Raw genomic sequence first — 21,843 nt, 5'->3', positions numbered from 1 at the left:
AAGCGAATCCAAAAATAAAAACCGTTCAAATCCATTCCATCCGCCACATCCGCGTTCCAATTACACCAATTATGATGTTTACCACTACTCCCTGAACGAAGATAGCAAATTGACACATTGCCGAATTGACACATTACCACATTACCTCATTCCCACATATACCAAATTGACAATTTATTCCAAAAAAATACTAACATTTCAGAAATTCTTTCCTATTTTTGTGCCACTTTTTAACAGACAAACGTAATACTACTATGAACATTCACGAATACCAAGGAAAAGAAATTTTAGCCAGTTACGGCGTACGCATTCAACGTGGAATTGTAGCCAATAGCCCTGTAGAAGCAGTAGCAGCAGCGAAACAATTAACCGCAGAAACCGGTACCGGATGGCACGTAATCAAAGCTCAAATTCACGCTGGTGGTAGAGGAAAAGGTGGCGGAGTGAAGTTGGCTAAAAATTTACAACAAGTAGAAGAATTAGCTGAGCAAATTATTGGGATGCAATTGATTACACCACAAACTTCTGCCGAAGGTAAAAAAGTACACAAAGTGTTGATTGCAGAAGATGTATATTATCCTGGGGAAAGTGAAACATCTGAGTTTTATATGTCTGTTTTGTTAAACCGTGCCACCGGAAGAAACATGATCATGTATTCTACCGAAGGGGGTATGGACATTGAAGAAGTGGCAGAACACACCCCACACTTGATTTTTACAGAAGAAATTGATCCTGCTGTTGGCTTACAAGCTTTCCAAGCCAGAAGAATTGCCTTCAATCTTGGTCTTTCCGGAAACGCCTTCAAAGAAATGGTGAAATTTGTGGATAGTTTATACAATGCCTACATCGGTTGCGATGCGTCAATGTTTGAAATCAATCCGGTTTTGAAAACGTCGGATAATAAAATTATGGCGGTTGATGCAAAAGTAAACATTGATGATAATGCGTTATACAGACAGCCAAAAATTGCCGATATGCGTGATATTCGTGAAGAAAATCCAATTGAAGTAGAAGCAAAAGAAGTAGGTTTAAACTACGTTGATTTGGACGGTACCGTTGGTTGTATGGTAAACGGAGCCGGATTAGCGATGGCAACCATGGATTTAATTAAATATGCAGGTTTTGAGCCGGCTAACTTCTTAGACGTAGGAGGAACAGCCGATGCAAAACGGGTAGAAACCGCTTTCCGTATCATCTTAAAAGACCCGAACGTAAAAGCGATTTTAATCAATATTTTTGGTGGAATCGTACGTTGCGACCGTGTGGCTCAAGGGGTAGTAGATGCCTACAAAAACATGGGGGATGCGATTAAAGTGCCCATCATCGTTCGCTTACAAGGAACCAATGCTGAAATTGCAAAAGAATTAATTGATAATTCCGGTATGCCAATTTTATCTGCCGTACAATTCCAAGAAGCAGCAGACCAAGTGAAAGCAGCGTTGTCTTAACAACACATCCTAAATAAATTTAAAATCCCGATTCGTCGGGATTTTTTTATGGTTAGTCCCAAGGTATAAAGATGTAAAAAATCTTTAGTGGTTTTGAGTTCAAAAGAAAAGAAGTAAGATTTTTTTACTAACTTATTGATGTGAAGTGAATTGTAGAATAATAATTTATTAACACGAAAACGTTTTCGTTTGTTTCGAAAGTTAAATTATGTTTATTCAATGGTAACTTTGTTGTATTTTTATGAATTAAAATAAAACAAAAACTAAAAACCCTACGATATGTCAAAAAAATTACTTGTTTTTCTTTTGGCTGTGTTATCCGTTAACTCATACGGACAATTTTTTTCCAGTCCACCCACAATTGATGGAAGCATCGATTCAGGTTACGGAACCGGATCTGACGGTTGGGCAATGGGATGGGATAACACCTATCTTTACCTACGTAAAACGACAACCGGCAATCAACCGGTCATTGTTTATTTGGATGTAAATCCTATTGTGCCGGTTTCCGGAGGAGCGAATTCTAATGGTTCTCTAACAGGAGTATCCCACTGGGGAATTACGCCAACTTTGCCCTTTAGAGCTGATTTTACCATTTACTGGGAAGAATCGTATTTGCAATACCAAACCGCAAACGGTTCAGGTGGCTGGAATACAGCAGTAACAATTGGAACTTCTGACCGAACAAATGGCAATGCAGACAAAGAATGTCGTATTCCATGGTCGGTTATCACCGGTTCTGGAAGACCATCGGCTTTAAATTGGTTGGGGTATTGTAACAGTAGAGTATCACCCGGATTTATATTTCACCAAGTTCCGGCTGCTAATTTAAACCCAAGTGGAGCAATCTCTAATCCTAGATTTTTTGGTTATTATGCGGTGGTGAATACTACCAATTCCGGTACGACAAATCCGTTTGCTGCGAATCAAATGGCTTTTGAAACGAGAGCGGTTTACAGTTATACTTCTTCTTTACCTTCACCTATTTGGGATATGACCATCAATGCTCCTTCGGGAACGGAAGATTTAATCATCGAAAGAGATGTCGAAGTAAGAAATCGTTTGGATATAGCTTCACCTTTTTCACGCTTTAGAGCAAATGGAGGTAATAGAACCATTACTATGAGTGGAACCAGTGGTGCTTTACGCAACATTGGTGGAACTATGTTTGGTGAGTTTGGATCAAATACTATGAGTTTAGTAGTTTCCGGGACTACAGAATTGTTTTCTTCCGGAAATTTTATTGATTTTAGAAATTTCACCATTAACAACGGAGCTACTTTGATTGCCAATAATGTGCAAATGAGTTCCAATAGCGGAACCGGTAGTTTTACCGTGAATGGTACATTGAGAACGTCACGCTCAAACGGATTATACGGTGCAAATGATTTTACTATCCGAAGCAACAATTTAAGCTTAACCTTAGGGTCAGCTTCAACTATTGAATATAACGCAGCCGGTAGTCAAACCATCACAACGACAAACAATTATGCCAACTTGATTGTTTCCGGTTCCGGTACTAAAACACCGAATGGGAACATTGGGATTACGGGTGATTTGAATGTTGCAGCCGGTACGTTGGATTTAGGAACATTTACCGCCAATCGTTCAACCTCAGGTGGAGTATTGACATTAGGAGCAAGCACTACTTTGAATATTGCAGGGACGAATACTTTACCTACCAATTATGCTTCACATGCCTTTAATGCTTCTTCAACGGTCAATTATAGTGGAACCAATCAAACGGTAGCAACCTTAAGCGGAAGTGCTCAGTACGGAAACATCATTTTATCCGGTAGCGGAAATAAAGTTTTAGGTGGGAATGTGGCGGTTGCAAATGATTTAACGGTTCAATCAGGCGTGGATTTATCGGTAACTTCCGGACAAAATCTAACCGTAACCGACCAATTAATCAATTCAGGTGGTACAGTTACGCTACAAAACAATGCTAATTTGATTCAAGGTGGAACGACCAACAACAATTCCGGAGCGATTACGGTAAACAGAGATAGTTTTTCCTTGAAACGTTTAGATTACACGTTGTGGAGTGCTCCGGTGGCCGCTCAAAATTTATTGGCTTTTTCTCCGCTAACCATGGCCAATCGTTTTTATACCTACAATCCTTCTTCTAATCAATACAATGCCATTACTCCTTCTTCTAACAACTTTGCAACAGGAGTGGGGTATTTGATTCGTATGCCGGATAATCATCCGACCTCGCCAACGGTTTGGAACGGACAATTTTCAGGTTTACCGAATAATGGGGATGTTACGATTAGTGTAACGAACAATACGTATAATGCAGTTGGAAATCCATATCCGTCAACGATTGATGCAGATGATTTTATCAACGATAATAATTTAACGGAAGCCCTTTATTTTTGGAGAAAAACAAATGGCGATTCAGGTTCTGCATATGCCACTTACACACTTGCCGGTGGTGCCGGAACGGGTCCGAGTGACAGCAATGCTCAAGTGCCAAATGGAGTTATTCAAGTAGGGCAAGGGTTTATTGCTCGTTCAACTTCTACTTCATTAGTCTTCAATAACGGCATGCGAGTGGCAAACAATGCCAATCAATTTTTTAGAAGTGCTTCTGAAACGGAACAAAACCGCATTCGTGTGCAAACCACAGGACCGAATGGTTTCTATGGCGAAGTGTTGGTGAATTACATGACTGGAGCAACCAATGGAATTGATGCAGCCTTAGACGGAAAATACATCAACGATAGTGAAGATGCCTTATTTACGATTGTAGAAACTGAGCCGTATATCATCCAAGCAAGAGCATTACCTTTTGACGTTTCAGATGTAGTGCCGCTAGGATTTAAAACCACCCAAAACGGAACGTTCACATTTAATATGACCCAAAACGATGGTCTTTTTGATACTGACTATCAAGTGTTTTTAAACGATAAACAATTGAATATAGTGCATCCATTTGCGGAAGGAGCCTATTCATTTGTGAGCAATGCCGGAACATTTAACGAGCGTTTTGAATTGATTTTTGAAGAAGGAGCTTTATCGGTAAACAATCCGAAAGCCAACAAAGAAGACGTAATTGTTTTCCAACAAAACGGAAATTGGCAAGTACAATCTCTAAACACGCCTTTACAAAGCATTGAAGTAGTGGAGGTAACCGGTAAACAATTACTTTTCAAAACCGGATTAACTCAAATGCAAGAAAGCATGTTTCTAACCGTAAATGCACCACAATTGCTATTGATAAAAATTGGTTTACAAAACGGACAAACTCTTTTGAAAAAAATAGTCATAAACTAACTGAAACCCCCAAATTTGGGGGTTTTCTTTCATAGCGTATCTTCCTTATTTTGAATGAGATAAAATAACATTTTCTTCACATAAAAATTTTAGTTTATCGACCAAGTGTAACATATTAACGTTATATTTGCCGTCGCTTTTTACCACATTGAACCAATAAAGCGAAAAAAACTAAAATTTTTTATTTATGATTAACTCTACATGTTCGTCTTTTACGGGAAGTAAAAGTACGTTTAAAAAGTATGTTGCCATTCTTGGGTTGATGGTGACGTTTTTAGCATTTTCACAATCACCAACCAATGGAGGATTTGAAGATGGAACAACAGGTTGGACAACTGCTGGTTCAGCATCAACAACAAATGCGAGAACTGGTGCAAATTCTTTATTGCATACAACTTCTTCAACTGGAAGTAATGTTGCTCACACAAATGCAAATACTATTTCAGTACCAAATAATAATTATGGAATCACAATTGCTTGGGCAATAGGAAGTAATGCAAATGCTAGAGCTTCAGCGGGTGGAACTTTGAATACAGTAACTAATAGTACACCAATTGCTACTATAGGGACTACTTTAACTAGATTAACTTATGCTTCTGCTCAAAATACTTCTGGAACAACACAAAATTTTTCAGGTAGAGTAAGTTCTCGCTCAGTTTCTGGTTCAACTTCATTATATTTTGATGATGTTATTATTTATTCCTCTACAACTGCAACTCCTGATTTAACAAAACCTACTTCTGCATCTGCATTTACAAGTGGATCAATAACAAGTAATTCTATTGGTTTTAGTTGGACAAATGGTACGGATTCAGCAACCGGTATTCAAAATACAATTATTTTGAGAACCACAAATTTGTCTGCTTCTACGCCGGTAATGAATGATCAAGGTGTTTATTCAGTTGCTGGAGGTACAAGTGGTCCAAATGTAGTATCAACCGATTGGTCAGTAATAAGTGTATCGGTTGGATCTGGTGCAACATCTTTTACAGATAATTCAGTTGCATCTGGAACGTCTTATAAATATGCTGTAATACATAGAGATTTAGCATACAATTATTCAAATGCTTTAGTTTCTGGAACATTAAGTTCATTATCAGGTTTCACCATCAGCTGGTGTAATCTTCAATTTCCAACATCACAAACCATTGCAGAAGGAAGTACATTTAGTGTGTATGGTCAAGTATATGCAGCCGGTTTAACTGAAGCAGCCGGTCAAGGAGCAAATTTAAATGCTTGGGTGGGTTATAGTTCAACCAATTCCAATCCTAACTCAGGCAGTTGGACATGGATTCCTGCTTCATACAACACCAATGTGGGTGACAATGATGAATTTATAGCTTCTTTGGGAGCTGGTATAACGCCGGGTTCGTATTTTTATGCTTACCGTTATCAAATTGGTTCAGGTGCGTATGCGTATGGTGGAACAGGTGGCGTTTGGAACAATGATAGTGCAACGCTTACCGTAAATTCAAATTTAGTTAACTGGTGTAATGTACAGTATCCTTTATCAGGAACTATCACACAAGGCGATGTTTATAATGTGTTCAGTAAAGTATATGATCCTGGAATTACTAATAATACGGGTCAAGGTGCCGGAATTTCAGGTTGGATTGGATATAGTGCTACAGATTCGAATCCTAATACAGGAAGTTGGACGTGGGTAGCTGCTTCATTTCAAGGTGATGCCGGAAATGATGATGAATATTTTGCAAATATTGCAACCGGTTTAGCTCCGGGAACGTATTATTATGCTTCACGTTACCAAAAAACAGGAAGTACAGAATTCCGTTACGGAGGAACTAATGGTATTTGGAATAACGACAGCGGTGTGTTAACCGTGAATCAAGCTATTCCGGTAATTTCTGCCGGTTCACCAACCGGAACATATAATGCTCCTTTTACGTATTCGTTAGTGGCAACTTTTTCACCTACTTCGTATGCCATCAGTAGTGGAACTTTACCAAATGGATTGAGTTTAAATACTACTACTGGTGTGATTTCAGGAACACCTACACAAACCGGTGTATTTAATGTTGATTTTACAGCTACAAATAACGGAGGTACAAGTGCTCCTCAAACCATAACATTTACCATTAATCCGGCCAATCAAACCATTACATTTGGAACATTAGCCAATGTGCCGATTGGAACAGCTCCTTTTGCTTTAACAGCCACAGCGAGTTCAGGGTTAACGGTTTCTTACGAAAGTTCAAATACAGCAGTTGCAACCATTTCAGGAAATACCATTACCATTGTAGGGGTTGGAACAGCTGATATTACAGCTTCGCAAGCAGGAGATGCTAATTACAATGCAGCTACTGATGTAACGCGTTCCATTACTGTATTAGCAGTAGCCAATCAAATTGCTTTTGTTGGTGTACCAACTTCAGGAAATGTGGGAGTGAATTTAACGACTTTTACCGTAGAAGCAAGAAGACCTGATAATTCAGTGGATACCTTTTATAATCAAAATATCACGCTTTCACAAGCTTCCGGAACCGGAAACATCAGTGGAACACTTACTGTTCAAGCAGTAAATGGTGTAGCAACATTCAGCACTATTCAATTTGATGCAGCTTCTACTTATACACTTCACGCTAATTCGGGTTCTTTTGATCAGATTACGAGTGGGAATATAGTGATAGTACTCTTGCCTACTGTAATTGCTCAATTTGATTTTACAACATCTCCTTATATAAACTATACTTTAAAAAATGTAAATGTTAATGTTTCTGATATGGCATTGTCATCAGGCACAATAACGACTAATGTTACTACTGGAACAAACTTTCCGAATGAGCCATATATTGCAGGTATTGGAGGATGGGGGGAAACCACCCAAGCAGCTGCTAAAAATTTTAATTTTACTGTAACCGCTAATACTGGATATGTAATTGAAGTAACAAGTTTTGAATTTAATTCATTAGCTACTGCTGCCGGACCATCTGCAATTTCTTTTAATATTGCTTCTGGTATTTCAACATATACAGCAAATGCACCTGATACTGCTTTACTTCCAATAAATCAAACAGTTAGTGGGGTTAATAATTTAACAACTATACCTTTTTTAATTCAAGGCTGGCTAAATGGTTCAAGAAGTTCGACAGGTACAGGAAATTTAAGAATAGACGATGTTAAAGTATTTGGTTATGTTACATGTCTCCAACCAACCGCTTTCAATGTAACAGGTGGAGGAACAGTTTGTGTGGGTGGTTCTGGTACGCTAGTTGGCTTGTCAGGTTCTCAAACCGGTATCAGTTATCAGTTAAAATTAAACGGTAATGATGTGGGTTCACCGGTTGCAGGAACAGGTGCTGCTCTTTCATTTGGTACACAAACTGCCTTAGGAACGTATACTGTAGTGGCCATCAATTCAGCTTGTAGCTTAACTGTTACCATGAATGGAAATGCGGTTATTGCTACAGGAACAACCACATGGTCAGGTTCACCTTCACCTTCTTGGGACAATGGTGTACCAACAAGTGGTGTAACAGCAATCATTTCCGCAAACTATTCCGAAGCAGAAAACATTGATGCTTGTGCTTTAGTTGTGAATAATGGTGCGGTAGTTTCGATACCGGCTGGTAATGTTGTTTCTCTATTTGGAGGAATTACGGTTGAAACCGGTAGTTCATTTGTTTTGGAAAGCAATGCTGTTCTATTACAAGGCGGAACAACCAATCAAAACGCTGGTGATATTACCGTAAAAAGAAACAGCCAAGATTTGATGCGTCTAGATTACGGATTATGGTCGTCGCCAGTTGAAAACCAAAATTTATTGGCCTTCTCACCTCTAACAATGGCTAATCGTTTTTATACGTATAATACAACAACGGATGCCTATAGTGCCATCACACCTAGCACCAATGGCTTTACAACCGGAAAAGGATATTTAATCCGTATGCCGGATAATCATCCAACGTCTCCTACCGCTTGGGTTGGGAACTTTGTGGGTAAACCAAACAGTGGTGATCTAACAATTGAACTTTCAACCACCGGAACTGGTTTCAATGCGGTGGGTAATCCATATCCTTCTCCAATCAGTATTGCTACGTTTATTGCTAACAATAACGGAGTAATCAATGGTAATTTATACTTCTGGAGAAAAACAAATAATGCTTCAGGTTCTGCTTATGTTTCCTATATCGGAGGAACGTTCAGTGATGGACCTCATGCTTTCAATACCATTCAACCGGGTCAAGGTTTTATTGTACAAGCTACCAATGCAGCTGATTTACAATTTAACAATGCACAAAGAACTACCGGAAACGGCGTGTTTTATAGAAATGCAGAGGATGCAACTGCTTCACGTGTTTGGTTACATTTAAAATCAAACAATGAAGTCATTGGCAATATGGCAGTAGGGTACAGAGAAGATGCTACAAACGGTATAGATGTTGATTTAGATGCAGCATACATTAATGATAGTGCGGTTGCTTTGAACTCAATAGTAGAAAATGCTACATTAGCCGTTCAACACAGAGCTGCTTTTGAACCAACAGATGTTGTGCCTTTAACATTCAAAACAAATGTAGCAGGTTCATATACCATCGCATTACAAGCGTTTGATGGTTTATTTGAAAACGAAGAACAAGCTGTTTATGTAAAAGACAACGTAACCGGAGCAGAACACAACTTGAAAACAGGTGAATATGTATTTACAACGGATAGCGGAATATTCAATACGCGTTTTGAATTGGTATATCAATCTACGTTGTCGGTTGAAAATCCAACATTCAATAACGTAGTAGTATTCTCAAAAAACAATGCTCTTGAAATCAATGCTGGAAATGAAACAATTTCTTCTTTAACCGTATTTGATATCAGAGGTAGAAAAGTAGCGGCTCAAGAAGAAGTGAATACATCTGTTGCTTCATTAGATTTATCAGGTGTTGCCAGTCAAGTATTGATTGTTCAAATCAAATCAACGAATGGTCAATTAATCACGAAGAAAGTAGTGCATTAAACCTTTTATAATGTATTTCAAAAGCCTGTCATTTTTTTTGACGGGCTTTTTTGTTTACTACTAAAAATATTTTTTGTACGTTTGCACCCAATACCACATTTCCCAAAACACATTTCCCAACCTATTTTGTTGTATTTTAGGTAATATTACAATTTATTTTAAACGCATATTTGTAATACATAACCTAAAAATATTGTTAATTATTGCATTTTATCGATGAAATGTGTATTTTATCGATAATAAATTTGTAAGTGTATGTTTTCAAAACTACATTTGCTAATGTTTTAATCTACTATGGAATCTAAAATAACCATTTTAGTTTTTTTTTATTTGAGTTCAACTAATCTATAAATAAGATGAATAAATTTTTACAATTTTTAATGTTAATCGTTTTTGCAATAAGTGTAAATACTGCAGTTGCACAAAAAACTTGGATAGGTGCCAATAATGGTGCATGGAATACTGCCGGAAACTGGTCGCCAAGTGGAGCTCCAGGAGCAGGAGATAATGTTATTATCAACACAACCCGAAATATTAATGTTGATGTCAATAGCACTATAAATCGATTAACCATCACAGGTAATGTTACGGTTTCTTTTACATCTTCAGGAGGTGGACGTACGATAACCATTGATAATGTTGGTAGCTCCATTGATTCAGGTTCTTCATTAGAATTAAGAGGTTCAACAGGATCAGGTACGCGTTCAATGACGCTCGCCTTTACCGGAGCCAATGAAACCATGACGATTGACGGTACGTTAACAGCTACTAATGTTGGTGATGGTTCAGTATATAATGCAACCAATAGTTCAACAACTGTAAATGGAACATTAATAAGTACGGGGGGTACCATTACATCTACAGCAGCTAATTTAACCATTGCTGCGGGAGGAACGTATCAACATGCAAGAAATGGTGGTCCAATACCAACCGCTACATGGAATGCTACTTCTACTTGTTTAGTAACGGGTATAACCGGTACTATTCCATCTGCCGGTTTAGGCCAAACTTTTGGTAATTTTACTTGGAATTGTACAGGCCAATCCGCTGCAATTAATAATTTAGCAGGTGCTTCGGGTGGACTTACAACCATTAATGGAAACTTTACGGTTTCTTCTACCAATGGACAAACACTTAATTTGAATAATGCTAGCCCTGCTCGTACCATCACAGTTGGCGGTAATTTTATCAATTCCGGTGGTGTAATTGATTGGGCAAGTAGTACAACGACTACAACTATGAATGTTGCAGGTAATATAACTGTTTCAGGTTCAGCAATATTAGATACTTCTACCGGTAATACTGGTGTAGTAAACGGTACTTTTGTGTTGACTGGTAGTACTCCACAAACCGTTACTTTTTCAACTCCAAGTAATGTGACTTACACTAACTTTACGGTAAACAATACCAGAACTTTAGTGATGGGCAGTAACATCATATTAAGCCGAAATAATAATGCTCCTTGGAGAGGAAACATTACGGTGAATTCAGGTGGTACCATCAACTGCGGTACTTTTGTTGTAGATGGTGGTGGTTTAGTACAAACCAATGGAGATTTTACAATAAGTTCCGGAGCAAAAATGATTACAGCAAATGCTACGGGAGTTCAAGGTTCTGTGAATACAACAAATGTAAATGCGACTTATAACTCCGGAGCGAGTTATGAATTTAGAGGAGCTGCTACAGGTGTATTTACGTTATCAACAGCCAATACGATTACAGGAACAATGACCATTAATCGTTCTGCTGGAGTAACATTGAATCAAGATTTTACAACTTCTACGTTAGAATTTACAGATGGTATTGCTACAACAGGAAGTTTTGCATTGACAATTCCACTTAGTGGTTCTATCAGCGGAGCAAACGCTTCTCGCTATGTAAACGGTCGTTTGAATAAAGTATTTAATTCTGCTACTAGCTTTACCTATCCAATTGGTAAAGGGGGCGTTTATAAACCGGTTACCTATCAATACACTGCGTTAACAGGAACAAGTACGGTGGGAATTGAGCAATTTGAAGCCGCTTTACCGGGTACATTACCTTCATCAGTTAATTTAAACAATAGCCGTTATTGGGAAATTAGTCAAACCGGTGGTTCTTCAATTGGTTATAGAGTTACTTTAGATGGAGTAGGTGATACCGTTACCGGTACTGTAGTAATGCTAAAACGTGAATCTGGAACAACGACCAGTCATGCTGTGACATCTCCTGATTATACCAATACAACTGCTTTTACAACTTTAACAGGTGCTAATCAATTTACATTAGGAAGCAATTGTACGCAATCTGCCACTGTAGGTAGTGGTCAAAATTTTTGTACGCCAACGGCTGTTGTGTTGGAGGGTAATTCGCCAACCTATGGTTCAGGTGCTTGGTCGGTAAGTGGACCAAGTAATTCAACTGCTCAATTTTCAAATGTCAATAGTCCAACGGCTACTTTTACACCGGCCGGAGGAAACGGAATATATACTTTAACTTGGACGTTAACCAATGGTAACTGTGTAAACACTGCTGATGTTGTTTTTGAATACGGTAAATCAACTACTTGGACCTCCGCTTCGGGTGGAAGTTGGAACAATGGTGCTCCGGATGCTACAACTGCTGCTGTTATTGCTTATGATTATACTTCATCAGGTAATGTAATTGCTTGTTCTTTAACCGTAAACAACGATGCTGTTGTGGTGATTTCAAGTGGTGATGTGGTAACGTTAAGCGGAGGGTTAACTGTTGTAACAGGTAGCTCATTTACCTTAGAAAACGAAGCCTATTTAATGCAAGAAGGATCTGGTAACCCAAACAGTGGAGATATTACCGTAAAACAAGAAAGCCAAGCCTTAATGCGTTTGGATTACGGTTTATGGTCTTCACCGGTTGAAAACCAAAATTTATTGGCTTTTTCACCGTTAACAGTTGCCAATCGTTTTTATACTTATAATACAACAACAGATGCGTATGCAGCAATTGTGCCAAGTACGAACAGTTTTGCAACAGGAAAAGGATATTTAATCAGAATGCCGGATAATCATCCAACTTCACCAACCGTTTGGGAAGGTAACTTTATTGGGAAACCAAACAGTGGTGATTTGACCATTGCACTTTCAACTGCGGGTGGTGGTTATAATGCGGTGGGTAATCCATATCCGTCTCCAATTAGCATTGAAACGTTTATCAATGATAACAGCAGTGTGATAGATGGTGATTTATTTTTCTGGAGAAAAACAAACAGTGCGGCCGGTTCGGCTTATGTTACCTATATTGGTGGTACATTTAGTGATGGACCTCACGCTGTAGATAACATTCAACCGGGTCAAGGGTTTATTGTAAAAGCAACTGCTGCAAATAACTTACAGTTCAACAACGATCAAAGAGCAACAGGAACAGGAGTTTTTTATAGAAATGCACAAGATTCAGCTGCTTCACGTGTTTGGTTGCAATTGAAAAATAACAATACAGTGGTAGGAAGTATGGCCGTTGGTTACAGAGAAGACGCTACAAACGGTTTAGATAGCGGTTTAGACGGAAATTACATCAATGATAGTGCCTTAGCTTTAACGTCAATTGTTGAAGGAACCTTATTAGCGGTACAACAAAGAGCTACTTTTGAAGCAACTGATGTAGTTCCATTAGCCTTCAAAACTAATAGTGCCGGTACGTATGAAATCGCTTTGCATGCTTTTGATGGTTTGTTTGCCAACGATCAAAATGTATATGTAAGAGATAATGTTACCGGAGCTGAACACAATTTAAAAGACGGAAGCTACTCATTTACAACGGCTACAGGTGTATTTAATGAGCGTTTTGAATTGATTTATCAATCTACGTTGTCTGTTGAAAATCCTGTTCTTTCTTCGAATGTTGTAGTGTATACACAAGAAAAAAATATGCATGTAGCGGTTCAAAATACAACCATTTCAGAAGTTAAAATATTTGATATGCGTGGTCGTATGGTAAAAGCTGCGACGGATGTAAATGATGCTACTTTCACGGCTGATTTAAGTGCAGTGGCCAATCAAGTATTGATTGTGCAAGTGAAAACAGCAGAAGGGGAGTGGTTAACCAGAAAGATTGCTTTGTAATCTGCCTTACTGATAACAATAAAAAATGTCCTCTGTTTTCGGAGGACATTTTTTTTATTTCTTCAACTTACCGTTTTTGTATTTTACTTTTTCTACCACATCACTTTTCTTGATTTTCGGTTTTGAAGTTGAAGCTTGAAAAGGTTTTTTTGGTGCATTACCTTTTTTTGGTGGCGTATTTTGTTTTGGTTTTTGTTCTGTTGGTTGGGATGGATTGGCTTTATGGCTTTTGATAACGTCCATTGGGTTTTTTGGGCTTTCTTTTGTTCCTCTTAGGTGAATGACCAATCCGTTTAAAAAATTGCGTAACACCTGATCGCCACATTCCATATAATTAGGATGGTCAGCATTACGAAAAAATGCTCCTAATTCCGCTTTCGAAATACGAAAATCAACCAATTGCAAAATTTCTACAATTTGGTCATCGCGAAGTTGAAGGGCTACACGGAGTTTTTTGATGATATCGTTGTTGTTCATGTTTTTTGAGTTGCTGAGTTGCTGAGTTACTGAGTTACTGAGTTACTGAGTTACTGAGTTACTGAGTTACTGAGTTACTGAGTTACTGAGTTACTGAGTTACTGAGTTTTTTATTTTAAGATACAAAGATAAGAGTTAAACCAATGAAATGTATTTTTTTTTTTTCATTAACATACAACAGATAACAGACAACCAACAACCGAAAACTATTCCAACAACCATTTCACTGCTTCCCCAAAATGTTCTCGCCATAATTTTTCATTGTGTTTACCACCTTTGATGATGACTTGTTGCAGGTTTGATTTTTTGCAGATTCGTTTTTCAACCAAAGTCGTCATTTTGGTAAAATCAGTGACCATATCTTCACTTTCGCTATCGCCACACATGAAATAGAGTTTTGCGTTGATTTTTTCCGTCTTTTCCGCTAAAGTATAAATATCTTCAGTAAACCAAAAAGAAGGGGAGAAGATACCTGCTTTTCCAAAGGTTTCCGGATGTTTTAGGATAGCATAATAGGAAATCAATCCGCCTAATGAACTACCAAAAATAGTGGTGTGTTTGGCATTAGTTTTAGTTCGGTACGTTTTATCAACATGGGGTTTTAAGGTGTTGATGATAAAATCCAAATAGGCATCTGCTTTTCCGCCGCCATGTTTTTCATGTGCGTATGGAGTCAATTCTTCCAAACGTTTTGCATTGCCATGTTCAATACCAATTACTATCACATTAGCTTTTAAACTGTCTAAGGTTTCATCCACATTCCATTCGCCGGCATAGGAAGTTTTGGCATCAAACAAATTTTGTGCATCATGCATGTAGAGTACCGGGTATTTTTTGGTGGATGTATCATAGTTCAAAGGCAAATAGACCCAAATTTTTTTTGTTGTTTGAAGGGAAGGTGCTTCTATATCAAAAGTTGTACATCGCTGTTGAGCAAACAGCTGTTGCACAAAAAGGAGTAGTCCGAATAAGAAAAGTAAGGTAAAAAAAAACTTCATTTTTTGTTAACTAAATTGAAAAAACTAAATTAGCCAAAAAATTTGGATACATGATTACGTATAAAGAAAAATTAAGTTTGATTGGAGACATGATTGAATTGTCAAAAGTAGATGGGCAATTACATGAACGGGAATATGAATTTATCAAAATGGTGGCAGAAGAACTTAAGGTTCGCGATGCCGATTTTGAAGAATTATTTTCGATTCCAAACGAACTCTTAGTTTTTAAATCAGAGTTTAAACGCATTGAGCATTTTTATCGTTTGGCTTTGCTTTCGCATTGTGACAACCATCACCATGAACGCGAACATGAGTTTATGTATCAATTAGGCTTGAAATTAGGTTTAAATCCGTTTTCCATCAAAAGAGTATTAACCGAATTGGAAAAATCACCCACCCGTATGCTGGAAGGTGATGTTTTACTAGGCATTTTTCAAGAACAACATAATTAACTAAAAGTCCAATCACCCAATCACCCAACTGCCCAATTGACACATTGCCCAATTGGCACATTGTCTAATTGACACATTACTCTCTATATTCCAAAATATCACCGGGCTGGCAATCCAATGCCTTGCAAATGGCTTCTAGGGTGCTAAACCGAATGGCTTTGGCTTTACCGGTTTTTAGAATAGACAAATTAGAAAGGGTCAAATCTACTTTTTCGGACAGTTCGTTTAATGACATTTTTCGTTTTGCCATCATTACGTCTAGGTTGATGATAATCGGCATAGCTTAGATGGTTAATTCGTTTTCCGTTTGAAGTTGAACCCCTTTTTTAAAAATAATGGCAATTATATAGACTACAGCTCCCATTAAAATAAAGGCTTGACTGTCATTCCAAAATTGGTCGAGATGTGCTGTTGAAAATCCATGATGATAGTGCAAACTTGACGTGATTTTTCCGGCAATATATCCAATAAAGCCAATGGATAAAGTGAGATAACTGACTTTTAAAATTTGTTTGGATACAAAAGTGTTAAATGGCTTTTGCATATCCATTTTATGCATCAGTACAATGATAATGTAAAACAAAAGAGTTTTAAGAAGAGCAATTGTTAATATAAAGCCATACAGCCCGAAAAAGATAATCTCACTTTTTTTCAAAATAGACATCATGTCTAATTTTTGATATAAATTTTGAACAAGTTCCGGCTTAAAAATACTAAAAATGAAATTGATTAATAATCCTCCGGTTTCAATTGATAAACCTACAAAAATGAGCCATGCGACTGTATATAGGCTCCAAAATACGAAATTGTTAGTTTTTGACATGAGTGTTTAATTTAAAATTACACTCCAAAAATAATAAATATTTATTGATAAACAATAAAAATGTATTTTATTTCATTAAATGAATAGAAAGATTCAAAATTATTTTTTTTGAAATACTTTTTTAAGTTCTAATTTATTTTGCTTATTGAAAATCTCAAAGTGATAGTCAGAATGAATTATTTTTTACAACTTATATGAAATGTAAGTAAAGCAAAATGTATTCTTTAATCATTTGCTTACACAAATGGCAAATTTGTTTTTAGGAAAAAGAAATCGTAAGTTTAAAAAATATAACTAAATTTGAGAATAGACATTGACTATTTGTTATCAATGGGATTGATTCACTATATATTCAAATGAAATGCATTTTTAATTGTTAATTATCTTTAATATGAGACAGTTCTTCACTCACCAATTCTATTTGGGTAAGTTTTTTTTGTCCTCGGTATTTTTTCTACTGGCAACAGTACAAGTTTGGACACAAGAAGCTTACGAAGCAGTTGTATTTCAAAACGTTGCGGTGTTTAATGGGTCAACAAACAAAGTATTGGCCAATCAACACGTACTCATAAAAGGAAATCAAATCGCAGTAATTTCGGCTACTCCAATTAATGTCACACCCAAAACAAAAGTGATTGATGGTACCGGTAAAACACTAATTCCGGGATTAATTGATGTACACGTTCACATGGTATTTGGTTCATTAACCATGCGAGATATGATGATGCCTGATGTTAAGCCCGAAGATTTGTATAAAAAAGTATTTGTGGAATCAGAGAAAATGGTACTACAAGGTTTTACATCGGTTCGTGATGTGGGCGGACCCATTTTTGACCTGAAAAAAGCGATAGACAATGGTGTGGCAAAAGGGCCTCGAATTTGGCCTTCAGGTGCAATGATCAGTCAAACTGCGGGTCATGGTGATTTACGTTCACCGGAAGAGCGTTCACGACGGTTTTTTGGACCCATTTCAAGAGCGGAAAATTTTGGTGCCACTTTTATAGCAGACGGACGTGATGAGGTGCTAACAGCAGTGCGTGAGAATTTACGCTTTGGAGCCAGTCAAATTAAACTCATGGCAGGCGGGGGTACCTCATCTGCCTATGATCCTGTTGATGTTACCCAATATACTTTTGATGAAATGAGAGCCGCCGTAGAAAGTGCAGAAGATTGGGGAACGTATGTAACCGTTCATGCTTACACACCACGAGCAATTGAAAGAGCTATTAAAGCAGGCGTAAAATGCATCGAACATGGTCAATTGTTAGACGAGAAAACCATGCGACTCATTAAAAAAAATAAAGTTTGGCTGAGTACTCAAAACTTGGTGAGTGATACTCCGGACATGGATCCCTTGCGAAGAGAAAAACGCAAACCGGTGATTGATGGACAAGAAACCTTATGGCCATTGGCTAAAAAAATGAAAGTACAATTGGCGTGGGGTACCGACTTCCTATTTGAGCCTTGGTTGAATGAGGAACGAAATCAATATCTTTTGAAACTTAAAAAATGGTTTACTCCGTATGAAATTCTGAAGATGGCAACCTACGATAATGGACGTTTACTAGCTCTTTCCGGCAATAGAAGTCCATATAAAGGAAAAATTGGAGTGATTGAAGTAGGGGCTTTAGCCGACTTACTATTAGTGGACGGTAATCCGTTGGAAGACATTGATTTAATTGCTCAACCGGAAAATAATTTCTGGGTCATTATGAAAGACGGACAATTGGTGAAAAACAAATTTGCTGTTGACGGGAAGTAAAGATAATTTGAAATAATAGTATGTTTTTTTATTAGTTATCTGGAGAGATAAACAATAAATAAATAGTTTTTTTCAAAATAAACGTAAAAACCTTATCTAAGAATTATGTTGACGAACGATTAAAAAATTGATGCTGATTTAATAATTGTTCATCTGGTTGCTTTTATATCATTTTCTTTCACTCGAAAGTCAACCATCTTTGCTATCAATTCATACGGAACTTGATCCAACGGAAACTGTACCGAACCTTTTCCTTGTTTATACTTTGAGAGTTCTTTACTAAATTCAGCATGGCCGGTGGGTGTGGCATAAAATCCAATATGTTTTTTAAACGCAGCGAAATACACCAACGGCTTTCCGTGCGTTTTATAGGCCGGCATTCCATAAGAAATACTTTCTACAGCGTTTGGTGCGTTTTCAAGAACTACTTTTCGAATTGTACTCAAAGTCAACTGAATTGATTTTGGAAAGGTAGCAATATATTCGTCTACAGATTTGATATTGGTATTCATTTTATTTTGGGATTAGTGTTAGATGTAATTAAGGTTACGTTTTGCAACTAATCGACTGTTGAGAAGTCAGCGAACTGCAAACAGTCAGCTAAGATAGAAAAATAGAGTAGAAGCCAAGAAAATCCGGCAATGGCGGTTTGGCTGTTAGCGATAATTTTTTATATCAGCAATTTCAACTTTAATTCTTTTATTAATGTCAATTTTTGAACCAATAAATACAAAAATAGAAGTTCCAAATTCTCTTGAATATTTGTTGGTTACGGAACCTGCAATAGATGAATTTTCAAAAAAAGGTGCTGTTTCTTTAAGTTCAGCATAAGTTTCAGTTACTTCTTTAATTCTGATTAAGTTCACATAGTTTTTGGTAAGGTCAATCCATTCTATATAATCAGCATTGAATGAAACAGCCCTTATATTTTGTCGTGTATAATAATTTATTGCTCCTGCTTGTCCATAGTTGTCGCATAGAATTAGTGTTTTTTCTTTATTTGGTAGTTTTGTATATAGGCTATCAACTTTCAAGGCTAATTCTTTCCAACCCAGCATATCAGCAAAATCTTGCGGTAATAAATGGTCTTTGCCGTCTTCCCAACGCAGTAAACCTAATTTTTTATACTTTTCTGAATGTTGAACAATGTATTCTGGGCTTTTATTAGGAAACGCAACATTATAAATTGGAATAAATATTAGTAAGGGAACTGCAATTGCAACGGGTTGCAAATATTTTTTCCAACCGTCTTTTAGCATTTCTGCCATATAAACAGAACCAAAAGCAATGTAAATTGGGTAAATCCCAATGGCATAATAGTCTTTTGCCTTAAAATAAATAAAAGCTATTAAAGTAAAGAGGATAGAGTAAAAGAATAGTCTATACTTGTAGAAAGGCTTGTAAAAAAGCAAAGCATAAAATGAAGCAAAGATTATGATTAGTGAACCTATAAAAAAGAACAACTGATTTTTCAAAAAATCAAATCTATTAACATTTACTAATTGTGTTTCTGCCAATTCTTTTAAATGATGAAAGATTGGAAAATTATTGTTGTATTGCCAAACAAGATTAGGCAAGATTAAAATCAAACCTACCAAAATAGCAAAGTATAAAGCGGGTTTTAAAAATATTTTTCTATACTCTGAAATCAATAATGAAGGTACAAGTCCAATTAAAAGAAAAACAATATTATACTTATTTAAAAAACCTATTGCAAATGCTATTGCTCCTATATATAGCCACTTTAAATGATTTGTTTTGATATATTTTAGCAATATAAAATATAAAACAGTCCAACTTAGTACGTCAAAAGAATTGGGTTGATACAAAATATTCAATCGCAAAAGAGCAGAAAATAAAACACAAGTTGCACCTAAGATCAACGCAAACAGATTTCCATTTAATTCTTCGATGGCTTTCCAAACGATATAAATTGTCAACGCCCCATACAAGGCAGGGAAGAATTTAATCCAAAAAACTGAATTGCCTAGTAATTGTATAATATAAGATGTCCAAGAAGTGAAGGGTGGAACCGAAAGATAACCCCAATCCAAATGATTTGCTTGGTCAAGATGCAAATATTCGTCTCGCTGCAAGTCATACTCACTACTTAATAGTAAAAATTGCAGCAAGAATTTAAGTCCAATGAAACTTATTAAAATGGTCGTTTTTTTTGTCATTGAAAAGGGTCTGTTAAAATTACCGCTAGCCTCAGTTCGTCTAAAAACCTCTATCCGAACTGATTTCAATTCATTATCACGTAAATATATTGGTTTTAAGTGATAAAAAGAAATTAGAAGATACGGAAATCTACATTCAACTCAACCCATCTCTTTGCGAACCGCCGAGTACGTGACCCGTATGCTCAGTGGTGTGAGAGGCTCTCCCTGCTAGTTTCTAGTGGGGCAGTCTACTCGATTGTGCGTTCGGCATAGTTTTTAGTACGCTAACTTTTTGTTATTCAGTTCAACATTAAAGTTCACTTTCGCACCCAAAGCTTCAAAAACTTTCATAATAGTTTCAAATCTTGCATTTTTCACACTGTTTTCAATTTTTGAAATTTGAGCTTTTTGAACACCTACAAGTTCTCCTAATTCTTCTTGTGTCATATTTCGTTCTTGTCGAGCTTGTTTTATGGCTTGTCCTAACAAGTCAATTCTCAACTCATTTTCAAATGCTTCTCGCTTTTTTGTTCCACGCTTTCCAATGTGTTTGTCAATCATTGTGTCAAGCGAAACGGTTTTAAATTTATTGGTTGCCATATTATTTATTTTTTTGTCTTGTATTCTAAATATTGTTTTCTAATTTCTTCCGCTTTTTTAATTTCTTTTGTTGGCGTTTTCTGAGTTTTCTTTAAAATTCCGTGTGTCGCCACCACCAAAGTTTCTTTACCATCTGATTTGTCCCAAAATGAAAAAAGTCGGAATACTTTTCCATTGTACAAAGTCCTAAATTCCCAAATGAAGTCGTTTAACTTTTTGAACAATTCATTGTCGTTTACAAATTGAGCTTTTTTAATATTGTAATAAATTTTTTCTCTTGATTTATCGTCAAGGTTTTCTAAAAACTCAATGGCTTCGGGCAATAATTCTATGTCAAAGTTTGGCTTCATTCATAATTTTTGTCAAAAATACAAATTTCCCAATTAGGAAACAATTGTTTTTCAATAAAATTTGATTTGTCAAGTCATTTTATGTAAGGATTTGTTTTTCAGTACCGTTGTTAAATGCTGACGCACAACGTCAGACTGTGAAAAAACCTCCACAATCTTTTTAACAAATATAACGAAAAACTTGTAAGAAAAACGTAAATTATGTATATTTAGTGATGCAATATATACAAGGAATTTCCCGTAACCAGTTACAAGTATCGAGTTTAGAAGATACTATATCAGCTGACAATCCTGTTCGATTTATTGACGCTTTTGTAGGTAGTATCGATTTAGAAAAATTAGGATTTACGCCAAGAGTTTTAAAATCAGAAGGTCGACCAAGTTTTGATACTCGCGTATTTTTAAAAATCTATTTATACGGCTACATCAATGGCATTCGCAGTT

At 36.7% G+C, this 21,843-nt stretch carries 16 protein-coding genes; 8 read left to right on the top strand and 8 right to left on the bottom strand.

Annotated features, from left to right (window positions below; translation table 11 throughout):
* The 5 genes from H601_RS16700 to H601_RS0112375 form a co-directional block, all read left to right on the top strand.
* Nucleotides 1-247: hypothetical protein (locus tag H601_RS16700; protein WP_211223554.1), on the top strand; the 247-nt coding region annotated here is incomplete at its 5' end.
* Between the two features lie 7 nt (nt 248-254).
* Nucleotides 255-1,448, top strand: a complete 1,194-nt coding sequence (gene sucC / locus H601_RS0112390; protein ID WP_026711806.1) for an ADP-forming succinate--CoA ligase subunit beta — start codon at nt 255-257, stop codon at nt 1,446-1,448.
* Between the two features lie 279 nt (nt 1,449-1,727).
* On the top strand, nt 1,728-4,730 hold the full coding sequence (locus H601_RS0112385) for a beta strand repeat-containing protein (RefSeq protein ID WP_026711805.1): 3,003 nt from the start codon (nt 1,728-1,730) through the stop codon (nt 4,728-4,730).
* A 187-nt stretch (nt 4,731-4,917) separates the two neighbouring features.
* Nucleotides 4,918-9,699: a beta strand repeat-containing protein gene (locus H601_RS0112380; protein WP_026711804.1), complete on the top strand. Its 4,782-nt coding sequence runs from the start codon at nt 4,918-4,920 to the stop codon at nt 9,697-9,699.
* 356 nt (nt 9,700-10,055) lie between these two features.
* A complete protein-coding gene (locus tag H601_RS0112375) occupies nt 10,056-13,775 on the top strand; it encodes a beta strand repeat-containing protein (RefSeq protein WP_026711803.1) in 3,720 nt (1,239 codons plus the stop codon).
* A gap of 54 nt (nt 13,776-13,829) precedes the next feature.
* Here H601_RS0112375 and H601_RS0112370 read toward each other — a convergent pair whose 3' ends face one another.
* Both H601_RS0112370 and H601_RS0112365 read right to left on the bottom strand, forming a co-directional pair.
* Entirely contained in the window at nt 13,830-14,252 is a 423-nt protein-coding gene (locus tag H601_RS0112370) for a DUF1456 family protein (RefSeq protein ID WP_026711802.1), read from the bottom strand.
* Between the two features lie 206 nt (nt 14,253-14,458).
* Entirely contained in the window at nt 14,459-15,250 is a 792-nt protein-coding gene (locus H601_RS0112365; RefSeq protein WP_026711801.1) for an alpha/beta hydrolase, read from the bottom strand.
* A 14-nt stretch (nt 15,251-15,264) separates the two neighbouring features.
* Between H601_RS0112365 and H601_RS0112360 the strand changes: the two genes are divergently transcribed.
* Entirely contained in the window at nt 15,265-15,702 is a 438-nt protein-coding gene (locus H601_RS0112360; protein WP_281170586.1) for a TerB family tellurite resistance protein, read from the top strand.
* Nucleotides 15,703-15,778: 76 nt separating this feature from the next.
* On the opposite strand, the gene H601_RS15730 is transcribed toward H601_RS0112360, so the two are convergent.
* Nucleotides 15,779-15,982 carry a helix-turn-helix domain-containing protein gene (locus H601_RS15730; protein WP_035655957.1) on the bottom strand — a complete coding sequence of 68 codons (204 nt, stop codon included), beginning with the start codon at nt 15,980-15,982 and terminating at the stop codon, nt 15,779-15,781.
* Between the two features lie 3 nt (nt 15,983-15,985).
* A complete protein-coding gene (locus H601_RS0112350) occupies nt 15,986-16,525 on the bottom strand; it encodes a DUF2975 domain-containing protein (RefSeq protein ID WP_026711799.1) in 540 nt (179 codons plus the stop codon).
* Nucleotides 16,526-16,916: 391 nt separating this feature from the next.
* Here H601_RS0112350 and H601_RS15725 point away from each other — a divergent pair, with 391 nt between their 5' ends.
* Nucleotides 16,917-18,287, top strand: coding sequence for a metal-dependent hydrolase family protein (locus H601_RS15725; protein ID WP_084139983.1), 1,371 nt, complete (start codon nt 16,917-16,919; stop codon nt 18,285-18,287).
* A 149-nt stretch (nt 18,288-18,436) separates the two neighbouring features.
* Here H601_RS15725 and H601_RS0112340 read toward each other — a convergent pair whose 3' ends face one another.
* The 4 genes from H601_RS0112340 to H601_RS0112325 all read right to left on the bottom strand — a co-directional run bounded on the left by H601_RS0112340 (nt 18,437) and on the right by H601_RS0112325 (nt 21,399).
* A complete protein-coding gene (locus H601_RS0112340; RefSeq protein ID WP_026711798.1) occupies nt 18,437-18,799 on the bottom strand; it encodes an iron chaperone in 363 nt (120 codons plus the stop codon).
* Nucleotides 18,800-18,943: 144 nt separating this feature from the next.
* Nucleotides 18,944-20,467, bottom strand: coding sequence for an ArnT family glycosyltransferase (locus H601_RS0112335; RefSeq protein ID WP_026711797.1), 1,524 nt, complete (start codon nt 20,465-20,467; stop codon nt 18,944-18,946).
* A gap of 258 nt (nt 20,468-20,725) precedes the next feature.
* Nucleotides 20,726-21,049, bottom strand: coding sequence for a helix-turn-helix domain-containing protein (locus H601_RS0112330; RefSeq protein ID WP_026711796.1), 324 nt, complete (start codon nt 21,047-21,049; stop codon nt 20,726-20,728).
* A gap of 5 nt (nt 21,050-21,054) precedes the next feature.
* Nucleotides 21,055-21,399 carry a type II toxin-antitoxin system RelE/ParE family toxin gene (locus H601_RS0112325; protein WP_026711795.1) on the bottom strand — a complete coding sequence of 115 codons (345 nt, stop codon included), beginning with the start codon at nt 21,397-21,399 and terminating at the stop codon, nt 21,055-21,057.
* A gap of 215 nt (nt 21,400-21,614) precedes the next feature.
* Between H601_RS0112325 and H601_RS0112320 the strand changes: the two genes are divergently transcribed.
* Nucleotides 21,615-21,843, top strand: a 229-nt coding sequence (locus H601_RS0112320) for a transposase (RefSeq protein WP_026711326.1), incomplete at its 3' end; no start/stop codon positions are given.

Origin of the sequence: Flavobacterium filum DSM 17961 (assembly GCF_000425465.1) — a bacterium.
Lineage (GTDB): Bacteria > Bacteroidota > Bacteroidia > Flavobacteriales > Flavobacteriaceae > Flavobacterium > Flavobacterium filum.
The sequence above is the reverse complement of the archived record's forward strand: the minus strand, read 5'-3'. Positions and strand labels throughout refer to the sequence as shown.

Excerpts from the sequence above, each read along its gene's own strand:
- sucC (WP_026711806.1), top strand. The coding sequence starts at position 255 with ATGAACATTCACGAATACCAAGGAAAAGAAATTTTAGCCAGTTACGGC.
- H601_RS0112385 (WP_026711805.1), top strand. The coding sequence starts at position 1,728 with ATGTCAAAAAAATTACTTGTTTTTCTTTTGGCTGTGTTATCCGTTAAC.
- H601_RS0112380 (WP_026711804.1), top strand. The coding sequence starts at position 4,918 with ATGATTAACTCTACATGTTCGTCTTTTACGGGAAGTAAAAGTACGTTT.
- H601_RS0112375 (WP_026711803.1), top strand. The coding sequence starts at position 10,056 with ATGAATAAATTTTTACAATTTTTAATGTTAATCGTTTTTGCAATAAGT.
- H601_RS0112370 (WP_026711802.1), bottom strand. The coding sequence starts at position 14,252 with ATGAACAACAACGATATCATCAAAAAACTCCGTGTAGCCCTTCAACTT.
- H601_RS0112365 (WP_026711801.1), bottom strand. The coding sequence starts at position 15,250 with ATGAAGTTTTTTTTTACCTTACTTTTCTTATTCGGACTACTCCTTTTT.
- H601_RS15730 (WP_035655957.1), bottom strand. The coding sequence starts at position 15,982 with ATGCCGATTATCATCAACCTAGACGTAATGATGGCAAAACGAAAAATG.
- H601_RS0112350 (WP_026711799.1), bottom strand. The coding sequence starts at position 16,525 with ATGTCAAAAACTAACAATTTCGTATTTTGGAGCCTATATACAGTCGCA.
- H601_RS15725 (WP_084139983.1), top strand. The coding sequence starts at position 16,917 with ATGAGACAGTTCTTCACTCACCAATTCTATTTGGGTAAGTTTTTTTTG.
- H601_RS0112340 (WP_026711798.1), bottom strand. The coding sequence starts at position 18,799 with ATGAATACCAATATCAAATCTGTAGACGAATATATTGCTACCTTTCCA.
- H601_RS0112335 (WP_026711797.1), bottom strand. The coding sequence starts at position 20,467 with ATGACAAAAAAAACGACCATTTTAATAAGTTTCATTGGACTTAAATTC.
- H601_RS0112330 (WP_026711796.1), bottom strand. The coding sequence starts at position 21,049 with ATGGCAACCAATAAATTTAAAACCGTTTCGCTTGACACAATGATTGAC.
- H601_RS0112325 (WP_026711795.1), bottom strand. The coding sequence starts at position 21,399 with ATGAAGCCAAACTTTGACATAGAATTATTGCCCGAAGCCATTGAGTTT.